Below are 18,356 nucleotides of genomic sequence, written 5' to 3'. Positions count from 1 at the left end.
CGGTACGCGACCTGACCTACGGAGCGACAAGGCGTGAGATCGCGTGTGGCCGCAGTCCTGGCGGCGCTGGCCCTGGTCGCCGGGGCGTGCGGCGGTCCCGGCGGCGACGGCGGTGACCGTGCTTCCGGCGGCGACGGCACCCTGGTCGGCCCCGGTGGCGCCGGTGTGCGGGACGGGCTCGGCTGGGACGGGTGCGGGGACGGCTTCGAGTGCGCCCGGCTCGCCGTGCCGCTCGACCACTCCCGGCCGGACGGCGAGCGGATCGAGCTCAGCGTGATCCGGCTCCCCGCCTCGGGACGGCGGATCGGCTCGCTCCTGCTCAACCCCGGCGGTCCCGGCGCGTCCGGGGTCCGGTACGCGCGCGGCGCCCGCACGGTGGTGAGCCGGGCCCTGCGGGAACGCTTCGACATCGTGGGCTTCGACCCGCGCGGCGTCGGCGAGTCCTCCCCGGTCCGGTGCCTGTCCTCGGCCGAACTGGACGCCTACGTCGGCCTCGACGCCTCGCCCGACTCACCCGGGGAGGTCACCGCGCTGCAGGAGGGCTCGCGGCGGTTCGCCTCCGGGTGCCAGGCCCGCTCGGCCGGGCTCCTGCCGCACGTCGGCACGGCCGACGCGGCCCGCGACATGGACCTGCTGCGCGCCGCCGTCGGTGACCCCCGCCTCACCTACCTGGGCAAGTCGTACGGCACGCATCTGGGCGCCGTCTACGCCGACCTCTTCCCCGGCCGCGTCCGCGCCCTGGTCCTGGACGGTGCCGTGGACCCCTCGCTGGACCCGCTGGAGGTGAACGCGGCCCAGGCACGCGGTTTCGAGACCGCCCTGGACGCCTTCCTGCGGGACTGCCTGCGGGCCGCGGCCTGCCCCTTCACGGGATCGGTCACCTCCGCCCGCGCGGAGATCGCCGGCCTGCTCCGCCGCGCGGACACCCGTCCCCTGGCCAACTCGACCGGCGACGGCCGTACGGTGACCGAGGCCTGGACCACGCTCGGCATGATCACTCCCCTCTACGACCGGCAGGCGTGGCCGATCCTGCGCCAGGCGCTCGGCCGGGCACTCCGGGGCGACGGGACCCCCCTGCTGCGCCTGGCCGACCTGCTGATCGACCGGCGGGAGGACGGGGAGTACGCCAATCAGACCGAGTCGAACCTGGCCGTCAACTGCGTCGACTCCCCCTACCCCGCCGACCCGGCCGTCTACGCGGCCGCGGCCCGCGAGTCCTCGGCGAGGGCACCCCTGTTCGGGGCGTACGTCGTGTGGAGCTCACTGCCCTGCGCGTACTGGCCGGTCGAGGGGGGTGCCCGGGAGCAGATCGACGCGCCCGGCGCCCCGCCCATCATGGTCGTCGGCACCCAGCGGGACCCGGCCACGCCGTACGAGTGGTCCGAGGCCATGGCCTCCCAGCTGTCCTCGGGCGTCCTGGTCGGCTTCGACGGCGACGGGCACACCGCCTACCTCACCGGCTCGGCGTGCGTGGACCGTCTGGTGGACGACTACCTGATCGACCTGGCCGTTCCCCGGGACGGGACCCGCTGCCCCAAGATCGGCTGATTCCGCTGATTCCAGGGCGCGGAGAGCCCCCGGAAGCCTGTAGACTGCCATAGGTCGTGTCGAAGGACACGACACGCCGCCTTAGCTCAGTCGGCCAGAGCACTTCACTCGTAATGAAGGGGTCTGGGGTTCGATTCCCCAAGGCGGCTCCAGGTCAGAGGCCCTCACCGGGTTCCGGTGGGGGCCTCTTGCTAACACCCCTGCTAACAGCTCCTCGTGAGAAGCGTTTGGTGCTAGCAGGGGGAAAACTGATTGTCTTGACGAGGCTCTGGCATCGTTCGCTGAACGACGGAGGCAAGGGCGTACTTGATCATGCCCTCTTGCCGTGATCTTCAACGAACTCGAACAGACTTTGTCCCGCCGGACGATAGCGATTGGATCACAGCCAAGCCCTTTCCTTCGCTGACGCTATGCAATAGGTGACATGCAACGGAAGGTACTCTCACGCCTGCTCGACATCAGTGGCGGTCTTGCGATCGTGTCCTTCGCCGCTGTTGGGGTCTTCTCTGGCATCCGGCTCCTCGGGGAGCACCAATGGGTACCCGAATGGATTGGCGGGATCCTCGCCATACTCGCTTTTGGAGCAATCGGCGTCGCCATCCGTTTCCTCTGGCGGAGGCAGGCGAGACGTCTCGTCATCGCAGAAGAAGACCCTGGCCAACGGCTCCAGCATCGTATCCAGAGCGTCAATTCTGCCTTCGCCGAAGCAACCACGCTCATGGACGAGCTTCGGCGCGACCTCGAAGCCCAACAGGCTGCCCGCGCGACCTTGCTTGCCGAGGCCGAGCAACAGCAGCGACTCCTCGAAATCAACACCGAGGAAGCCGAGAAGATCAGGGAAATCCTCGTCGGTGAGACCAAAGCCACCATTCGCGCGGAGCGGCGTCGCGAGTGGATGTTCTTCCTCTTAGGCTTCCTCGCGTCTGCCACGGCATCGGTTCCCATCGGCCTCTGGGTGAATCACATCAGCTAGTGCGGTGACCACATAGGTTCACCGGGTTGGGTGATCATGCGGCGAGCGGGAGAGGGCGTCCGCCCCAGCGGATGCCCTTTTCGCTGCGGACGCGGGCCCGTTCCCGGCGCTGGGCGGCCAGCACATCGGGGTGACAGGCGTTGGCGTTGCGCTGGCGCAGGTAGGCATGCAGGGCCCGGGTCTGCACCACATGGTTGGGGTGGTCGGAGTCGGCGATGGTGAACTGCCGCAACGGCCCGAAGTGCGCCCCGATCGGGTTGGCTCAGGAGGCATACGTCGGGGTGAAGCACAACTCGACCTTGTTGCGCCGGGCCCAGTTGCGGATGCGCCAGTTCTTGTGCGCCGAGAGGTTGTCGAGGATGCGTAGATCGGAGCGCCGTCCGGACGGGCGGCCCGGATCGATCTCAGCGCGGCCCAGGTGGGACGGGGGGGAGCGGGGAGTTTTGAGAGTTTCGGGAGCCCCCTTACGCGCGAGCGCGCGAGGCCTCAGGCGGGGGCGAAGTCCTCGCCCAGGCGCCGCAGCCGATCGGAGCCGCGCTCCCAGGTCGCAGGGGTGACCGTGGCGCAGGGGCGTGCCGCTTCAGGGCGGGGAGGAAAAGCTAGATGTCAGCTCACCGCGATCCAGATTCGCCAGCCACTCCTGTTTGCACCTGTTCCGTGTAGCGGAGCCAGATGGAAAAATAGTGCACCATCTATCAGTAACCCGATGTCTTGACATGAGGTGCCACCTGATGAACGGATTCTCCTCCTCGCTCCTTGCCGTGGTCATGGTCTTTCTCTGCATTGCAGCATTGGTTTACGCGATCGGTCGGGCCCTCTATAAGGAAAGCGTGGCGAAGGCGCCTCTCAGCCGGGCGCCAAGAATCCGGGGGGATCAGGAGGCATTCCGCATAGCGCAGGAGTTCCTGCGTGAAGGCCGGAAAGGACAGGCATGCTCCTACTTCTGGCAGGCCCACGTCCTGGGGCACAAGGAAGCCTTCGCGATTTATCAGGACCTACGTCGAGAACTGAACCGACAGGTACATCGAGCGCCCCCGGCGCACTCCAGAAGCCGACCGGCGCCTCGGCCCGTCCCCTCTTGTCCCCACCCCAGTGGTTCCACCACAGAACGCCGCGAAAAAGGGCGGCCGAGGCCTATGGTCAATGACATCTGGTATGCGGAAATCCCCTTCGAAGAGACGGCAGGTTCTAAGGACCGGCCCTGCTTGATCGACACTGTCAGCGAATACCATGTGACGGTGTACAAGATAACGAGTACGCAGCGAGACGGGTGGCCGCACGTCAAGCTTCCTCGGTCTGACAAGTATAGCTGGGTGGCAATCGATCGACCTATCGTGATCTCCAAGTCCGCGTTGAGAAGGCGCATCAGTCGCTTAGAGCCATGATGCGGGGGCCGGGAGATTGCGGCCACAGCTTTCCTTCACAGCAAGAGGCTCCGTGGCCCTCAAGGCCACGGGTCCTCGCTGCGCTCGCCCCGTGGCTGCCGCAATCACCGACCGCCTTACGGGCTACCACGACGAGCACGCGGTCTGAAACAGGGAGGAAAGCGGGCAAGACGGCGGGGAAGGGCCTGACGGGATCCTCGGAGCGGCGTAGCGTCGGGGTATGGCCGAGGAGCAACACCACCCGCCAATCTGCGGCACCTGCCTGGGGGCGGGCGGCGAATGGATCGACCGCAACGGCACCGGCCCGAAGCAGAGCGTCTGGGTGGCGTGTACCGCGTGCGCCGGGACGGGGCGGCGATGAGTGACCCGATCATCTGCCCCGAGTGCGAGGGCGTGGGCGGCCAGCGGCTGGGCCGGCTGCGCATCGCGTGCCGGTTCTGCCACGGCCGGGGCTGGGTCGGTGCCGAGCACGAGCCCGCCGAATCTCCCCCACCGCCCGCTGAGCCGCCACCGGCGTGGGAGCACCGCATCTGGTCCGACGCCGCGGCCGCCGCCGTCCTGGGATGCCGCTACTGCCTGGGATCGAAGACGGTGGCGCACCTGGACGCGGCCACCCGCACGCTGGTGATGACGCCCTGCCGATGCCAGGCGTCCGGAGACCTGTCGGCGAGCGCGTAGAGGGTGGAACCGGCTGCGATCGCCACTTCGGTGCTCGCTGTGACGGTCGACGGCGATCGACGCCACGCCAACTCCTTCGTCGTCGGCGTGCCAGCGAGCGACGACGTCGCCCTGGTGCGTAACGATGAACGACAGCAGTTCATCAGGAACAGCGCGGCCCTGACGCCGAAGGGCGAATTTTGCAACGATGCGTGCATGGATGGTCGCCTTTAGCTAGAGAGGGGGTTACTCTCCCGACGTGATTGGGAAAGCACGGCTAAACGGAACTGACGCCGACCTACTGCTGTTGAAAGAGCTGTTCGCCGACGGCAACGCGCGAATCGGTGCCGATGAGGGCGGCCACTACCTGACCAGTACTCGTCTTGATGGACTGATCAGTAACAGCGAGAACCTTCTTCAGGAGGCTGAGGAACTGCTCGTCGAAGTGAACGGCGTCGCCACCCTCCAGCACCGGAGCTTCACCCCTGTCCGACTCACCGGCCAATATTCGAAGACAGTGCGGGTAACAAGCACGCCGTCATCGCCGTGGACACCGTCCCGGCCCGCGCCGTCATACCGTCGCCCACCGTAGTGATCGACGGACAAGCTCAACCGCGCCCGGCGCCCGGCGACGCCATCGTCGCCGCAGCCCTTGTGCATCCGGACATCGCGGAAGCGCTGAGAATTCTCGGTCGGCGCCCACTCGACTGGGTCGAGCTCTACAAACTGATTGAGATCATCAAGAAGAACATCGAACCTATCGAGTTGCACAAAACCGGCTGGGTGATTTCTCCGCAGCTCAATCGCTTCACAGAGAACGCCAACCGCCAGGAGCTCGTGGGGCCAACCGCCAGGCACGCGCGCCTGAAAGGATCAAAAGGGTCGCTGCCGCTACCACTTGGTGAAGCGCAGGAGTTGATACGCGGCATCGTCGCCGATTGGATCAACAGCCTGAGCTGACCTGTCTTCATCCACGGCGGTGGTGCGGCCGATCTTCATGGACTCAGTGCCGGCACCGCGCGCAGCGAACCGGTCCGCGAAGTGATCCGCCAGACCGTCGTGCGAACCCGCCCCGCTCCCCCGCCGATCCGTCGTCGGGCGCCGAGCAGAGCGCACCGACCGCGTCGACCACGCCGTCGCCAACGACCGCGGCCGGGTGGATGGCGCTGCTGGCCGAGCTCGCCGAGCAGGTGCGCGAAGGCGAGCTGGGCCGTCAGCACTGGCACCACGAGAAGCTGTTTCGGCGCCTGGCCGACGTCGCGGCCGCGCTCGGCGAAGCTTACCCCGGCGGCATGGAGCGCCTGCAGCGCAACGCCGGTCGCCGCTCACGGTGACTGCTCCGCTGGTAGGCCGGTCACCTCGGTGAGGTTCGCGCCGGTGAGGTTCGCGCGGGAGAGATTGATCCTCGCGAGGGGCGAGTCCTGACCGACGGTACGGCGGCCGATGACGGTGACCGTGGCCTGTAGGTCGGTTCTTAGCTTCGGATCGCGAGGTTTTTCGTTTCCCGTTTCGATGGTCTTGACGTCTTGAGAGTGTTCGCGGACGAAGGCCGCCAGCACCTCCATGATGGTCGGGTGGTCACGGGCTGAGTCGCGGGCTATCCGCTCCAGCGCGTAGATGCCGCCCAGGCGAATGTCGAGTTTGTCGGAGCCGAGCTGCTCGATCGCCTTGGTATAGCGGTCGGTGACCTGGCCCTGCTCGCTCAGTTGGAAGGTGCGGCGCGCGGTGGCGGCGTTGCGCGCGGTGTAGTACACCGCCACCAGCGCGATCAACCCGGTGGCGATCGCCAGCGCCCGCCCGCGCACCGCGTCCAGCGCCGCCGCCAGGTCCTTGCCGGCCAGGCCGCGTACCCCGTCGAAGTGCTCCAGCACCCACGCCGCCCCCGGACCGAGCACCCACCCCAGCACCGCCACCAGGACCACGCCCAGCACCGCGAGCACGAACCGGGGAGAACCTGGCCACCACCTCATATGTCCAGGCTGATCGGTCCGCGTGCCTTCTACGGCGCGATGGCCGTCAGCGATGGCCAATCGTGACCGGCCGTCCTGGTGGCTGGGGACATGTTCGGGAGCGGAGGGCCGTCCTCATGGACGGCGACTCCCAGTCGATCGTCACCTTCCGCCGGACATAGCCGGCCCGGCCGTCGGCGCGACACCGGATCACCCGGCGGTCGTGAGGTGGAGGTTCGGGATCCACCAGGACGGCGCGATGTGGGACGGTCCCGGCTCAGGCGACCGAGTGGGTGATGGTGGCGGTGTAGGTGCCGACGCGGACGCCGGCGGGCAGGGTCACGGTGATCGTCGGATTCCAGGTGGCGGAGTTTTCACCCGCACCGTCGGAGGCGGAGAAGGCGATACGTGTGGAGCCGAGGTCGCCGGCGACGCCTGGGATGAACGTCGCGTCCCCGGTCGTGGCCGTGGCCTCGCCGGAGGAGTAACTGATGAGACTCCGGGCGATGGTCTCGGACGCGGTGGCGCCACCGGTGGTGAAGGCCGTCGCGCTGACGGTCGCGATCCAGGCGGCGTCGAGGGCGTAGCGGGTGTCGACCACGGTGACCGCGCCGAGCCGGGCCGAGATTCCGGTGCCGCTCGCTCGCACGGACCCCAGGTCCGCGCTCTCGGGCACGCTGACGGACAACGTGCCGGCGGGACGGGTGATGCTGTCGGTGTCCAGGGTGACGGTGCCGTCACGGGCCAGGAGGCGGCCGTCGATGGTCACGTCGGCGCCGACGGTGATCGAGGCCAGCGCCAGGAGCGTCCCGGCGAGGGTGGAGTTGGCTCCCAGCGTGGCCGAGGTGCCGACCTGCCAGAAGACGTTGCGCGCCTGGGCTCCACCGGTGAGGGTCACCGTGCTGGCGGCAGCGGTCAGGAGGGTGGAGACGGCCTGGAAGACGAAGATCGCGTCCGGGTCCCCCTGGGCGTCGAGGACGAGGTCTCCGGTATTGCTGAAGGTGCCCGAGGCGGAGGCGTAGATCCCTGGCGTCAGCGTGGTGGCGCCGAGGTCGGTGGGCACGGTCGCGGTGGGGGTGCGGGAGGCGATGTCGGCGTAGGCGATGGCGGCGTCGCTCTGGGCTCGGACGGCGGCCGGGTCGTCCACATGGATCGTTCCGGCCACGCTTCCGGGCGGGAAGCCGGTGACCGTCACGCCCGGGGTCACCCCGAGGTCGCCGGTGACGACGGTGGCGCCGGTGTTGACGACGGAATTGCCGGCCAGAACGGCGAAGCTCCCGGCCGTGCCGAGTGTCACCGGCGGTTGAGGGGCGCTCGCATCGGACCTCCCGGCTGGTAGCACGACCACGAGCCCGGTCAGCAGGGACGCCAGGAGCACCAGCACGAGCGGGGTCACGTGCCCGCGCCCCGTCACACGCGCGGTCACGACGGGCGGGAAGGCCGGGCGCTCCGTCACGGGCGCCGCGGGCGCCGCAGGCGAGAGGCCCCCGGTGTGTCGTGACCCGCCCGGGACAGGACTACCCATCCGTCCCCCTTTTTCGGCCGATGATTACCCTGTAACCGAGAGTAGGAGGTCGTCGCGGAATCGGCGGTCAGACCGGCGGCATGTCGCTGATCTGCGAAGGGGCGATCGCTGCGGCGGTGAGGATCCCGCCGAGATCGCGGTGGCCGCCCGCCCGGCGCGCGCCAGGTGCCCGCGTGGCGCATGAAGGCCTCGCCCTACCCGTCGAGATCGGGGAGCCCCCCGGTGAAGCGCAGGTACTCGTGCGAGTCCAGCCCGGCTCCGGTCGCGCGCGACAGGTTGGCGGCGGCGAAGTCCGCGACGCTCATCGGGATGCTCCGATCGTCAGCACGGCCTTGCCGCGGACACGGCGTTCCCGCAGGTCCACCAGGACCTCAGCGGTCCGGCTCCAGTCGGCGGTCCCGCCGCCGGGTGCAGCCGTCCGGCGGCCACCAGGCATACCACGGTCGCCAGATCGGGGCCGTACGGGGCGCCGAGGTAGTGGAAGTGCCGGATCACGGCGTTCTCCGGCTCGGAGAGCAGGTCGAAGAGGTCCACGGTCGCCGGGACACGACCGGCCTGACCGAACCAGACCAGCGTGCCGCCCGGGACTGGGGAGAAAAACCCGCTTTCCTGCCGCCGACACGGGGCGCGCAGGGGCGCACGGCGCCCTCCTTGGCAGGACTTCTCGCCCAGGCATGAATGGTTTCGCCGGTGGACACCGATGTGAGGTGCTCACAGCAGCAGGGCACAATCGCGACATCACGACATTCATACCAAAGTCGATCTTCAAGCGGAATCGACACTGGACCTACGAAAAGGCGGCACCTGACCACGTAGGCGACACGCCGCAGTGGCATCCATGCCTACCGGCCTATACCGCTTAAGCTGCAGAAATAGGATCAGGCGAAAATTGGCCGCAGGCACGCGGGCGAGCGTTCCCGTGAATCGAACGCCATAAACTTCTATGGAGGAAGAAATGACTGGGACCAATCGGCCCATTGCCGTTGCGGTGGCGACGTTGCTGGCGGCGACACTGCTCGGTGGCTGCGGTGACGACACAACGACCGCCCGGAAACCCGAAATCACCGCCCCCGGAAGTTCGTCGCCCTTGGCGGCGCCACCTGTTGAAAATGCCCGACCGGCAGGCGCCGGCAAACAAGACAGACACGAGGTGGATTGCCCGGCCCAGGCCAACGCCAAGCGGTTCGCGAAGACACGCTTCGCGCTGCACGCGGGCCTCGCGCTGGGAGCCTTCCACCGCTACATCTACAAACCACTACGAAGCGGCGGATTTCAGTCCGGAGCAGATGAGCGAAAGCGCACTTTCCTCAAAGCGGCGGTGGCTGGCGCTTTCGCCATCCACGAGCTGAGAGTCGCTCAAACCTTCGCCGAGGCCAACCCGACGCTGTGCAAAGCCGTCATGGCGGTCGACGACCGCTTCAGTGATCTGACCAATAAGCTAGAAAAAGGCAACGCCACCGCACCCGATCTCGAAGCCAGCAAGAACTCCTTCGACGGCCTGCGGCAAAGCGCCTCGCAAAACGGTTACAACTTCAACGAGCAGAACGTCGCCATACCCGGCGCAAGCTGAGATCATCACCGGCAGGGCCCTGGCCGAGATGCCGCACCAGAAGCGGTGTGATCATTGTCCCCCACTCCTTCTCCGCGCCGTCTCTGCACCGATCCGCTCTTGCCGACCTTGAAGGTGTGCCGGCCTCCTACGGGTTGAGGAACGGCGGGACAGTCATCGGCGCAGACCACTGCGTCGCAGCTCGCGAAAGACTGCGCAGGACATCAGGACCGGCGGCTTCCCGGGCCGCACCCTCACGTCGGCGGGCTCTGACCGTTTGGCCCTTAGACCAGGGAGTTTCAAGAGGGGTCTATGCGCGGGTGCGCGAGGTGGCTCAGGAACGGGGCAGATCGCTGATCCGGGCACAGGCCAGGGCGGCCGGGGAGCGGGTCCCGCCGCGCCTGCCGGCCATGATCGGTGAGAGATGCTCACGCTCTCTCCCGGCGGGCCGGTCGGCCGCGTCGCGCCTACCGCGCCCACTGGACCCGTGGGACCCGCTGGGCCTGGGGCGTGGAGGGTAAATCGGCTTCCTCGCTAACGGAAACGAGCGGCAAGCAGGGCGCGATCGTCGGGAAATTCGGCGTCGGGCTGGTGATGCAAGAACCGCTCGCACAGATCCTCCACGCTCCATCCGCCGCTGTGGCGGGCCAGATCGCGTAGCCGTGCAAGGCCGACGTCCAGACTCTCATCGCGCCGTTCGATGAGGCCGTCGGTGTACAGCAGCAGGGTGTCTCCCTCGTGGAGGGAGACCTGCGCTTCGCGGTATCGCATTCCGGGGAACGCGCCAAGCGGGGGTGCCAGGGCTTGGTCGAGGTAGCGGCTGGTGCCGTCGGCGTTGATCAGTAGGGGCGGCGGGTGGCCGGCCTTGGCGTAGCACAGAGCGCGGGTGCGGCGGTGGAAGACCAAGTAGCAGGCGGTGGCGATCCGTCCGCGGTGGTAGGCGAAAAGGAAGTCGTTCAGCTCGTCCAGGACGGCGGCAGGGTGCGGGCCGCAGCGCAGGACGATGCTGCGCAGGGCAGCGCTGATCTGCGTCATGAGGGCGGCCTCGGCGATGCCGTGCCCGGCCACGTCGCCAATGGTGAACCCGACGTGATCGGCATCCAGGAGGTGGACGTCGTACCAGTCGCCGCCGACCTCGACCATGTTGGCGCCGGGGGCGTAACAGCTGGCGATGTCGAGACCCTCGACGGTCGCCGCACGCGGCAGAAGGCTGCGCTGCAGGCGTTCGGCCAGGCGGTGCTCGTGTTCGTACAGGCCCGCGCGGCGCACGGCCTGGGCGATCTGCTGCACGATCGCGGTCACATGCTCGGCCTCGGGAGGGTCGCCTGCGCCGTAGTGGACGGCCAGGTTGCCCAGCACCAGATCTCCGGCCTCCAGCCGGGCCCGGGTGAGCGGGGCGGCCATCGTGAGGATCTGACCGGGCGCCGAACGCGGCAGGTGAGGGGTGGGGGGAATGCGCTGGTCGAGGTCGATCCACGTGGTCCCGGCCACGGCGCGCAGGCTGTCGTCGGGCTCCAAGGACGGCACCAGCCGCTGCGAATGCAGCTCCAAGATGACATCGGTGGCGTTCAGCGCCTCCGGTGCGCTGTCGTGCACCGCTTGAGCGACCTCGGCCAGCGTGGCGGCCGCCGCCAGGGCGGCGGTCAGGCGATATAGCCTCTGCAAGCGCAACCGTGCGGCCTGCTCCGCGACCAGGAGGCGCTCACGCTCGGCCTCGGCCGCCCGGCGAAAGGCCACCTCCCGGTTCAGAGCCGTTACCTGCTGGCTCAAGACCACGAACTGGTCGGCGTGATCCAAGCGGGTCATGTGCAGCTGTACCGCCGCCTGCGGCCCGTCCCACCAGGTGGCCCGGGCGCCGTGGCAGCGGAAACGCACCGAACGGCCGGAGGAATCCTTGACCGTCAGCGCGCCCGGTAGCGGATCGCCGCTGCACAGCCACTGGCTCATGCGCAGACGCAGGGAGTCGGTGTCTTCCGTGGCGAGAGCCAACAGGTCCGCGCCGGCGTGCAGGTCGGCGACGAAACGGCCCGCGGCCGGGTTGGCGGCGAGAATGTGTCCGTCGGCGGTGCACAGCAGCACCGGGTTGGGCAGCAGTTTGGCGATGGCCCGGAACAGGCCCAGACTCACCCGGCCACCGCTCCGCCGACGGCGCCGACCGTGGACACCGGCGTGGATACTGCGTCACCGAAGTACTCCCGGCCGAGGCTGTCTTCGGTGCTCGCTCCGGCGCTCAGGTGCACCACCACACGACAGCCCGCATCCCCGCGGGCGATGGTCTGCGCCAGTTCCACCCGGGCATAGCCGAGGTTACGGGCGGCGATGGTGCCGAAGACGTTGGAGGTCATCATGCACATCGACTCGCGTCCAATCACCTTCTCGGCGAAGGGGCAAAGGCGGTTGCCCAGCACGATCTTCTCATCGTCCTGCTCGATGATGTGGAAGTCACCCTTGATCCGCCGCTTGAGATCCACCAGCACCTCGCCCACCTGCCGCGGAGAAAGCCGCTCAACGGCCAAGGCACGCGTGTAGGTGTCGTTGATCTCGGTGCCCACCGCCTGGCCCACCAGGCTGATGTAACCGGAGGCCTCCTCCAGGCCGACCACCGACTCCAGCGAGCCCGCCAGCTCCCGGATCAAGGTTCGCATGAACACATCACGATCCAGCGGGATGTCCGCGTTGGCAACCTGGCTCATAACCGTCTCCTTTTGCCGCCCCCACCTGGTACGCGGCGCGCAACGCCCTTAACGTATGGGACACCGTCACCACGGGGCAATCCAGGCACCAGCTGACGCAGGGCGGGCGATCGGCGCTTCAAGGCCCGATCTGTCCATGTCCCTGTCCAGCCTGACCGGGAACCGTTCCATCGCAGTAGTCATCATCATCGCGGTCTTCGCCCTGACCGACAGCCCGCTTCTCCTCGCGCATCAGAGCCCTGGAATCACTTTGTCCTTACCTGGGGGGATAAAACTCATTACGCGAGGAAATGTGCGTTATGGCGTTACGAACGCCTTCTCGGTGATCACTTACCTTCATTCCACCACCTCCCTGCACCGCTAACTCACTTCGCAACCCGCAGAAGAGGGATCGTGAACGCCGTCGCCTCGCTCTCCTCAGAGCACCAGCACGACGGACCCTTACACCGCTACGTTGGCGGCTCGAACCTGCGGGTGCGCTCGTCGGGCGTCGTGCACGCGGTGGCTGGGCGGGGAGGTGGTGGTCCAGCAGGCTGCGTACCAGGCGGCGCAGGGTCTCGGGGGCCGGCAGGCCGTCTGCGGTGTGGCGGATGATGAAGTCGACGAGACGGCTCAGGCCGAACTCCTGGCCGGCGGCGTTGCGGGCCTCGGCGATGCCGTCGCTGTAGAACACCACCCGATCCCCGGCCTCCAGCGGCTCGGGCGACTGCGGCCAGGGCGGCACCTCCTACTTCGAAGCCATCGGTGAGATCCTCACCGCCTACAGCCTGACCTTGAAGACCGTCGCCAACACCCGCCACCCCCCGACGCCCTCCCCACACCCACACCCTGATCCAGCTCGGTGTCGTCGGCCTTCCCGGTGTTCGCACCTGTGCGTTCGAGACCGTCGTTCATCGTCGCTCCCGGGCCTCGATCCCTTGCCATCGAGGGGGCGCACAGCCGGGCGCGGTGCGCCTCCCCGGAGACCAGCTCTGCGCCCAGATCACAGACGGTCTCAGCGGTGGTCACCATCGCGAGGTAACTCCCTGACGCCCCCGACGGATCACGAACAGCGCGAACGCATCGTCATTTTATGACGATGCGTAATGGCCCATAAACGCATAGATCGAACGCCATGCTGAGGTATCGTCACTTTATAACGGTAAGTGAAAAATCAACTACCTGGCGTTGATGTCGGGGTGGCGCACAACGCCTTCCCGCCCCCCGCGACAGAGGTGAACTTCATGGCCGATCAGCCACACCCCGCGAAGCACACGCAGCAGTGTTCTACCTGCCAGGCCGATCCCGGCCCCGACAACAGCCTGATGCTCATCGGCGCTCCCAGGACCATCACGCAGATATGGCACGCTCCCGACTGCGCCGAGCACCTGCAGTGGCAGCGGCAGATCGAGGCCAGCGCCAAGCAGGTGCGCCGCGAGGACCAGTGGGCGGTTGCCGCCTTCCCCGCGGGCTACACCCGCCTACAGGAGGCGGTGCGAGCACTGCCCGCCGAGCAGCGCGAGAGTCCGTTCGTCGCCGCGCTGGCCGAGTTGGTCGGGCTTCAGGCGATTCGTCAGGCCTCCGGTGGGGGGTTTGTCATCCTGCCCGAATGGGCCAAGATCCTCGACCGGCACTTCCCGCCAGAGCGGCCGTAGCCGACCGGTGAGTTACCCCTCGCGCGCAGCAGGGCGCCCCCTCGGCTGCTCTCTTCATCTAGTGCTCCGTTCCTTTTTGAGTGGCAAGATTAGACGTACTATCAGGGCCCAGCAGGTCTTGATGGGCGGTGAGGCAGTGCCGAAGCTCCTGTTCGCGCGAGCGCCGAAGGACGCGATCGAGGAACGCAAGATCCGCAAACTGGCCGGTGCCCGGCACGCTCCGGCCGACTGGATTCGTAGAGCTCGGATCATCGCGTTGAGCTGGGAGCGGCTGCGAGTACCGCAGATCGCCCGTGAGCTGGGGTGTGCGGAGAAGACGGTGCGCTACCGGCTGGCGCGCTTCAACGATCAGGGCCTGGACGGGCTGGGAGATCGCCCTGGTGTCGGCCGTAAACGGCGGATCAGCCAAGCCGAACGCTCGCAGATCATCGCGCTGGCCCGCACCCCGCCGCCAGGCCGGCCGGTGCGCGATCAGGCGACCGGTGAGCTGGCCGCGGCCGATGAGACCAGGCCAGGCAGCTGGACGCTGGACACCCTGACCCAGGCCGTCCACGAGTTGGGCATTGTGGTGGCGCGCTCGCAGGTGCGGCGGATCCTGCTGGCCGAGGGAGTGCGCTGGCGCCGCACCCGCTCCTGGGCCACCAGCCACGACCCGGACTTCGCCCCAAAAGAACCCGCGTTGTTGCCCTCTACACCTGCCCGCCGCCGGGAGTGACGGTCGTGGCCGCCGATGAGTTGGGCCCCGTCCTTCCCCGGACCTTCGACCCCGCCCCCAGCTGGAGCGCCGACGGCCGGCGAATCAAAGCCGCGCTGGAATACAGCCGCGGCCCGGAGAAGACCTGGGTCTACGGCGGCCTGCGCGTCGCTGATGGCCATGCGGTCACCATGACAGCCGCATCGCGCAACAGTGTCGGCTGGCAGCGCTTCCTGGCCCTGCTGGAGAAGAACAACCCGATCGACACGATCGCGGTGATCACCGACAATCTCTCCAGCCACAACAGCGTCTCCACCCGCGAATGGCTCACCGAACATCCACGGATCCAGCAGGTGTTCATCCCCAAGGGCGCCTGCTGGCTCAACCTGCAAGAAGCCTGGTGGCGCATCTTCCGCCGCCAGGCCCTGGCCGGGCAGACCTTCGCCGACCCTGACGAGATCGCCTACGCCACCGCCGTGGCGACCGCCCAGCTCAACGCCCGCGCCCGCCCCTGGATCTGGGGCCGCCCGGCTCCTGAGCCTCGTCGGCGTCGACGCCGTTTTATCTACCTGCTTTGAGGAACGTCGCACTAGTACTACAGCCAGGTTTTGTTATCTATGATTTGATGCATGTTGGATGAGGTAACCGCTGACGACCTTCGAGCGTGGTCGTCCGGGTTGGACGCGTTGTTCGGGCGGGTGGCGGGCCGGTTCGGGCGGGTAGAGCCGCGAAAGCAGGCGCGAGCGTATGTGACGGGGCTGCTGGCTCCGGTTGAGCGTAAAAATGGCTGGCAGCTCGCGGAGGCGGCCGGGGATGCGGCGCCGGATCGGATGCAGCGGCTGTTGAACAACGCCCGCTGGGACGCCCGCGAGGTGCGCGCCGATCTGCGGGCCTATGTGGGAGAGCACCTCGGCCATCGCGATGGTGTGCTGATCGTGGACGACACCGGGTTCCTCAAGAAGGGCGACAAGTCGGCCGGGGTGCAACGCCAGTATTCGGGCACTGCGGGCCGGGTGGAGAACTGCCAGGTGGGCGTGTTCCTTGCCTACGCCTCTCCGCTGGGCCGGGCGCTGATCGATGCCGAGCTGTACCTGCCGAAGTCCTGGACCGATGACCCAGACCGCTGCGCGGCAGCCGGCATTCCAGAGGAGGTGCGGTTCGCCACCAAGCCGGTGCTGGCACGGCAGATGCTGGCCCGCGCTGTAGAAGCGGGCGTGGCGGTCTCCTGGGTGAGCGCCGATGAGGCCTACGGCATGGAGCACAAGTTCCGGCGCTTCCTGGAAGAGCACCGCCTCAGTTATGTGGTCGCGGTGCCCAAGAACCAATGGATCGGCATGGGGTGGGGCGGGCAGGTCCGCGCCGACACCGCGACCGCCCATGCTCCGCCTGAGGCGTGGAAGCGCCGCTGTTGCGGCCAGGGCGCCAAAGGGCCCCGCGTGTATGACTGGGCGCTGGCCACGGTTCATTTCGAGGCCGAGCCCGGCTACCAGCGCAGGCTGCTGGTCCGCCGCGGCCTGACCCCCAACGCCAAGGGCGAAGCGGAGCTGGCCTACTACCTGTGCTACGCCCCGGTCGGCATCACGCTGGAGGACCTCATCGCCGTCGCCGGCACCCGCTGGGCGATCGAGGAGTGCTTGCAGTCCGCCAAGAACGAGACCGGCCTCGACCAGTACCAGGTCCGCCGGTTCGACGGCTGGCACCGCCATATCACGCTGGCCATGCTCGCCCACGCCTACCTGGCCGTCACTGCCGCCCACGTCCCGAAAGTCCAACAGGCCTGGTCCGCCTCACCCCCGCCGAGATCCGCCGTCTCCTGGCACACCTGACCAGCGCCGTCACCCGCCCTCTCGGCCAGACCCTCCATCAAGCCCTCGCCTGGTCACATCGTCGACGACAACACCAAGCACGCGCCCGCAGCAGCCACTACTGGAAACGCTGGCTCCGCCACAACCAGATCCAGATATAGATAACAAAACCTGGCTGTAGTACTAGGTGGAAGAAGGCGAACAGCCGGTGTGAACGGACCAGCGCGAGGAACGTCCGGAGCTGAGCAGGGGTCCAGATCATGCCGGGCTCCCGCCAGTCCCCACGTGGACGCTTGGCCTTGTCGACAGGCGAGCTACTGAGGTAATCGTGAACCTCGACGGCATCACGGAAGGCCCGTCGCAGGATCGCATGCGTGTGGACGACGGTGGACACCGACAGGGGCTTTCCGCCGCGCCCGCCCCTGGCGAGTAGCTCCCGGTAGAGCTTGGTGATCGTGGAGGGCCGGACCGCCTGAAGCTTCGTTTTCCCGATGTGGGGCTTGATGTAGAGGCGGATGGTGATATCAAGTGCAAAAAACTGCAGAGAAGGCGGTTCGCGGCATAAGGGACTTTATTCATCATAAATATGACTCAGATGGCACTCCAACTGGTCTCGAAGTGTCAACTGTAAAGTCGAGGCAGGTGGTTGTCGTTGGGCATACGGGAGAATTCGAGTCCGCGGGCAGACTTAATCATGAAAAGGTATCTTCGTTTGAGCTATATCGTCGTTCTGTGAGCGATGTGGAAATAATAACATTCGACGAGTTGTATGAACGCGCATGTTTTATTATTCAAGATAAGGAATGATGGATCTGCCGTGATGACGGCTTCCCTACGCTGTGGAAAAGTTGCTTGGCAGCGGGATGCAGCAACCCCGTCTCACGCGGTCGCGCATCACCGATCAGCATTTTCCGCTTGAGCAAGGGAGCAGGTGGCTCACGTCACGACTGGCTCCCATTTGTATGTAGGTGCTTATGCTCGTAACAACCTCTCGGCTAGAGTGTTGCCGTGCAACGGCTTGCGCTCTTCGACTTGGACAATACGCTCGTGAACCTGAACGAGGCGTTCAGGGTATGGACCGGAGAGTTCGCCGAGGAGCACGGCCTTGGACATGAAGCGATTGACTGGCTGATCGCTCTCGACCAGGCAGGTTACCCGCATCGTGAAGTCTTCTTCAGCAAGGTCCGCGAGCACTTCGCCTTACCTGAGACGGTCAAAGAGCTGTGGAGCCGTTACCGGCAGCGCATGCCGTACCTGGTGCGCTGTCAGCCCGAGGTGATGGATGGATTGGCACGGCTTCGTGCGGCCGGGTGGAAGGTGGCCATCGTCACCAATGGGACAGCGAACAACCAACTCGGCAAAATTCAACGAACGGGACTGGCCGAGGCCGTCGACGCTTATGCACTCTCTGGACTCGAAGGCATCCGTAAGCCCGATGTCGGCCTGTTCGAGATCGCCGCGAAGCGGTGCGGCATGGCCTTGGCCGACGGAGGATGGATGGTGGGCGATCACCTGATCGCCGACATCGGCGGGGGGCGGGCCGCCGGCCTTCGTACCGTCTGGATCGACCGGGGGACGTGGCCGGGCCAGGAACACGAGGCGGACCATACGGTTACGGACGTGCTCCAGGCGATGGAGATCTTGTGGAAGAGCGGGTGACCGAGCGGTTCAAGCCCGCTCACCGATGCGCTACAAACGCCTGACGATGACTCGCAACCGAGCTGCGGTCTCTTCACGATGACGGATATGGGGAAGTCTCAGAAGCGGCGCCAGTCCGCCAAGTCCGACCCCGCGAAGCCAAGCGCCAAGGAGCTTGAGGTCCGCCGAAGGCAAGGGGAAATCAACGCTAAGAGCCGCTAACACAATGAGCTGAGGCGACGCCAGCAGATCAGGGCACAGCCGAGGCTGAGGAAGGCTTCGTGGATGTCGTCGCGGACTTCCCAG

The 18,356-nt window shown here is 67.0% G+C and carries 22 protein-coding genes, 1 tRNA gene and 1 pseudogene; 16 read left to right on the top strand and 8 right to left on the bottom strand.

Features of this window, described 5'->3' with window-relative positions:
• The first annotated feature begins 33 nt into the window (after positions 1-33).
• The 3 genes from ACIBCT_RS18800 to ACIBCT_RS18790 all read left to right on the top strand — a co-directional run bounded on the left by ACIBCT_RS18800 (position 34) and on the right by ACIBCT_RS18790 (position 2,521).
• Positions 34-1,548 carry an alpha/beta hydrolase gene (locus ACIBCT_RS18800; RefSeq protein WP_399190085.1) on the top strand — a complete coding sequence of 505 codons (1,515 nt, stop codon included), beginning with the start codon at positions 34-36 and terminating at the stop codon, positions 1,546-1,548.
• Positions 1,549-1,623: 75 nt separating this feature from the next.
• Positions 1,624-1,700, top strand: a tRNA-Thr gene (locus tag ACIBCT_RS18795).
• 272 nt (positions 1,701-1,972) lie between these two features.
• A complete protein-coding gene (locus tag ACIBCT_RS18790; protein WP_399190083.1) occupies positions 1,973-2,521 on the top strand; it encodes a hypothetical protein in 549 nt (182 codons plus the stop codon).
• A 34-nt stretch (positions 2,522-2,555) separates the two neighbouring features.
• Here ACIBCT_RS18790 and ACIBCT_RS18785 read toward each other — a convergent pair.
• A pseudogene (locus ACIBCT_RS18785) lies at positions 2,556-2,941 on the bottom strand (transposase); the annotation flags it as partial.
• A gap of 296 nt (positions 2,942-3,237) precedes the next feature.
• Between ACIBCT_RS18785 and ACIBCT_RS18780 the strand changes: the two are divergent.
• The 4 genes from ACIBCT_RS18780 to ACIBCT_RS18765 all read left to right on the top strand — a co-directional run bounded on the left by ACIBCT_RS18780 (position 3,238) and on the right by ACIBCT_RS18765 (position 4,797).
• Positions 3,238-3,906: a type II toxin-antitoxin system PemK/MazF family toxin gene (locus ACIBCT_RS18780; RefSeq protein WP_399190081.1), complete on the top strand. Its 669-nt coding sequence runs from the start codon at positions 3,238-3,240 to the stop codon at positions 3,904-3,906.
• Between the two features lie 220 nt (positions 3,907-4,126).
• Positions 4,127-4,267, top strand: a complete 141-nt coding sequence (locus ACIBCT_RS18775; RefSeq protein WP_399190079.1) for a hypothetical protein — start codon at positions 4,127-4,129, stop codon at positions 4,265-4,267.
• Positions 4,264-4,584 (top strand): hypothetical protein, encoded by a 321-nt coding sequence (locus ACIBCT_RS18770; RefSeq protein ID WP_399190077.1) that lies wholly within the window; start codon positions 4,264-4,266, stop codon positions 4,582-4,584. Before ACIBCT_RS18775 ends, ACIBCT_RS18770 begins: the two co-directional genes overlap by 4 nt.
• A gap of 39 nt (positions 4,585-4,623) precedes the next feature.
• On the top strand, positions 4,624-4,797 hold the full coding sequence (locus ACIBCT_RS18765) for a hypothetical protein (RefSeq protein ID WP_399190074.1): 174 nt from the start codon (positions 4,624-4,626) through the stop codon (positions 4,795-4,797).
• A 64-nt stretch (positions 4,798-4,861) separates the two neighbouring features.
• On the opposite strand, the gene ACIBCT_RS18760 is transcribed toward ACIBCT_RS18765, so the two are convergent.
• Positions 4,862-5,035, bottom strand: a complete 174-nt coding sequence (locus tag ACIBCT_RS18760; protein ID WP_399190071.1) for a hypothetical protein — start codon at positions 5,033-5,035, stop codon at positions 4,862-4,864.
• A gap of 74 nt (positions 5,036-5,109) precedes the next feature.
• Here ACIBCT_RS18760 and ACIBCT_RS18755 point away from each other — a divergent pair, with 74 nt between their 5' ends.
• Positions 5,110-5,523, top strand: coding sequence for a hypothetical protein (locus tag ACIBCT_RS18755; protein ID WP_399190069.1), 414 nt, complete (start codon positions 5,110-5,112; stop codon positions 5,521-5,523).
• Positions 5,524-5,723: 200 nt separating this feature from the next.
• A complete protein-coding gene (locus ACIBCT_RS18750) occupies positions 5,724-5,897 on the top strand; it encodes a hypothetical protein (protein WP_399190067.1) in 174 nt (57 codons plus the stop codon).
• Here the strand turns inward: ACIBCT_RS18750 and ACIBCT_RS18745 are convergent.
• The 3 genes from ACIBCT_RS18745 to ACIBCT_RS18735 all read right to left on the bottom strand — a co-directional run bounded on the left by ACIBCT_RS18745 (position 5,889) and on the right by ACIBCT_RS18735 (position 8,571).
• Complete coding sequence (locus ACIBCT_RS18745; protein ID WP_399190065.1) at positions 5,889-6,533, bottom strand: hypothetical protein; 645 nt, start codon at positions 6,531-6,533, stop codon at positions 5,889-5,891. The two genes, ACIBCT_RS18750 and ACIBCT_RS18745, sit on opposite strands and share 9 nt — an antisense overlap.
• Before the next feature lie 256 nt (positions 6,534-6,789).
• A complete protein-coding gene (locus ACIBCT_RS18740) occupies positions 6,790-7,908 on the bottom strand; it encodes an ice-binding family protein (RefSeq protein ID WP_399190064.1) in 1,119 nt (372 codons plus the stop codon).
• Positions 7,909-8,358: 450 nt separating this feature from the next.
• A complete protein-coding gene (locus ACIBCT_RS18735; RefSeq protein WP_399190062.1) occupies positions 8,359-8,571 on the bottom strand; it encodes a hypothetical protein in 213 nt (70 codons plus the stop codon).
• A 409-nt stretch (positions 8,572-8,980) separates the two neighbouring features.
• On the opposite strand from ACIBCT_RS18735, the gene ACIBCT_RS18730 reads away from it, so the two are divergent.
• Positions 8,981-9,607 (top strand): hypothetical protein, encoded by a 627-nt coding sequence (locus tag ACIBCT_RS18730; RefSeq protein WP_399190060.1) that lies wholly within the window; start codon positions 8,981-8,983, stop codon positions 9,605-9,607.
• A gap of 513 nt (positions 9,608-10,120) precedes the next feature.
• Here the strand turns inward: ACIBCT_RS18730 and ACIBCT_RS18725 are convergent.
• From ACIBCT_RS18725 to ACIBCT_RS18715, 3 genes are all read right to left on the bottom strand, one after another.
• Positions 10,121-11,713 carry a SpoIIE family protein phosphatase gene (locus tag ACIBCT_RS18725; protein ID WP_399190058.1) on the bottom strand — a complete coding sequence of 531 codons (1,593 nt, stop codon included), beginning with the start codon at positions 11,711-11,713 and terminating at the stop codon, positions 10,121-10,123.
• Entirely contained in the window at positions 11,710-12,279 is a 570-nt protein-coding gene (locus ACIBCT_RS18720; RefSeq protein ID WP_399190056.1) for a methanogen output domain 1-containing protein, read from the bottom strand. Before ACIBCT_RS18720 ends, ACIBCT_RS18725 begins: the two co-directional genes overlap by 4 nt.
• A gap of 256 nt (positions 12,280-12,535) precedes the next feature.
• Positions 12,536-12,952: a hypothetical protein gene (locus tag ACIBCT_RS18715; RefSeq protein WP_399190054.1), complete on the bottom strand. Its 417-nt coding sequence runs from the start codon at positions 12,950-12,952 to the stop codon at positions 12,536-12,538.
• A 550-nt stretch (positions 12,953-13,502) separates the two neighbouring features.
• Between ACIBCT_RS18715 and ACIBCT_RS18710 the strand changes: the two genes are divergently transcribed.
• The 6 genes from ACIBCT_RS18710 (at position 13,503) to ACIBCT_RS18685 (ending at position 18,071) form a co-directional block, all read left to right on the top strand.
• Complete coding sequence (locus ACIBCT_RS18710; RefSeq protein WP_399190052.1) at positions 13,503-13,913, top strand: hypothetical protein; 411 nt, start codon at positions 13,503-13,505, stop codon at positions 13,911-13,913.
• 136 nt (positions 13,914-14,049) lie between these two features.
• A complete protein-coding gene (locus ACIBCT_RS18705) occupies positions 14,050-14,628 on the top strand; it encodes a helix-turn-helix domain-containing protein (RefSeq protein WP_399190050.1) in 579 nt (192 codons plus the stop codon).
• A 5-nt stretch (positions 14,629-14,633) separates the two neighbouring features.
• Positions 14,634-15,185: a transposase gene (locus tag ACIBCT_RS18700; RefSeq protein ID WP_399190048.1), complete on the top strand. Its 552-nt coding sequence runs from the start codon at positions 14,634-14,636 to the stop codon at positions 15,183-15,185.
• A gap of 51 nt (positions 15,186-15,236) precedes the next feature.
• Positions 15,237-16,433, top strand: coding sequence for an IS701 family transposase (locus tag ACIBCT_RS18695; RefSeq protein WP_399190046.1), 1,197 nt, complete (start codon positions 15,237-15,239; stop codon positions 16,431-16,433).
• 507 nt (positions 16,434-16,940) lie between these two features.
• Entirely contained in the window at positions 16,941-17,219 is a 279-nt protein-coding gene (locus ACIBCT_RS18690; RefSeq protein ID WP_399190044.1) for a Shedu anti-phage system protein SduA domain-containing protein, read from the top strand.
• 201 nt (positions 17,220-17,420) lie between these two features.
• Positions 17,421-18,071, top strand: a complete 651-nt coding sequence (locus ACIBCT_RS18685) for an HAD family hydrolase (protein ID WP_399190042.1) — start codon at positions 17,421-17,423, stop codon at positions 18,069-18,071.
• Positions 18,072-18,356: the final 285 nt, after the last annotated feature.

The sequence above is a fragment of the Streptosporangium sp. NPDC050855 genome, from assembly GCF_044456585.1.
In the GTDB taxonomy this organism is placed as follows: domain Bacteria; phylum Actinomycetota; class Actinomycetes; order Streptosporangiales; family Streptosporangiaceae; genus Streptosporangium; species Streptosporangium longisporum.
Note: the sequence above shows the minus strand (reverse complement) of the source record. Positions and strands in the feature narration are given on the sequence as shown.

Coding starts and splice junctions, on each gene's coding strand:
- ACIBCT_RS18720 (WP_399190056.1), bottom strand. CDS start 12,279: ATGAGCCAGGTTGCCAACGCGGACATCCCGCTGGATCGTGATGTGTTC.
- ACIBCT_RS18750 (WP_399190067.1), top strand. CDS start 5,724: ATGGCGCTGCTGGCCGAGCTCGCCGAGCAGGTGCGCGAAGGCGAGCTG.
- ACIBCT_RS18730 (WP_399190060.1), top strand. CDS start 8,981: ATGGAGGAAGAAATGACTGGGACCAATCGGCCCATTGCCGTTGCGGTG.
- ACIBCT_RS18745 (WP_399190065.1), bottom strand. CDS start 6,533: ATGAGGTGGTGGCCAGGTTCTCCCCGGTTCGTGCTCGCGGTGCTGGGC.
- ACIBCT_RS18770 (WP_399190077.1), top strand. CDS start 4,264: ATGAGTGACCCGATCATCTGCCCCGAGTGCGAGGGCGTGGGCGGCCAG.
- ACIBCT_RS18775 (WP_399190079.1), top strand. CDS start 4,127: ATGGCCGAGGAGCAACACCACCCGCCAATCTGCGGCACCTGCCTGGGG.
- ACIBCT_RS18710 (WP_399190052.1), top strand. CDS start 13,503: ATGGCCGATCAGCCACACCCCGCGAAGCACACGCAGCAGTGTTCTACC.
- ACIBCT_RS18790 (WP_399190083.1), top strand. CDS start 1,973: ATGCAACGGAAGGTACTCTCACGCCTGCTCGACATCAGTGGCGGTCTT.
- ACIBCT_RS18695 (WP_399190046.1), top strand. CDS start 15,237: ATGTTGGATGAGGTAACCGCTGACGACCTTCGAGCGTGGTCGTCCGGG.
- ACIBCT_RS18780 (WP_399190081.1), top strand. CDS start 3,238: ATGAGGTGCCACCTGATGAACGGATTCTCCTCCTCGCTCCTTGCCGTG.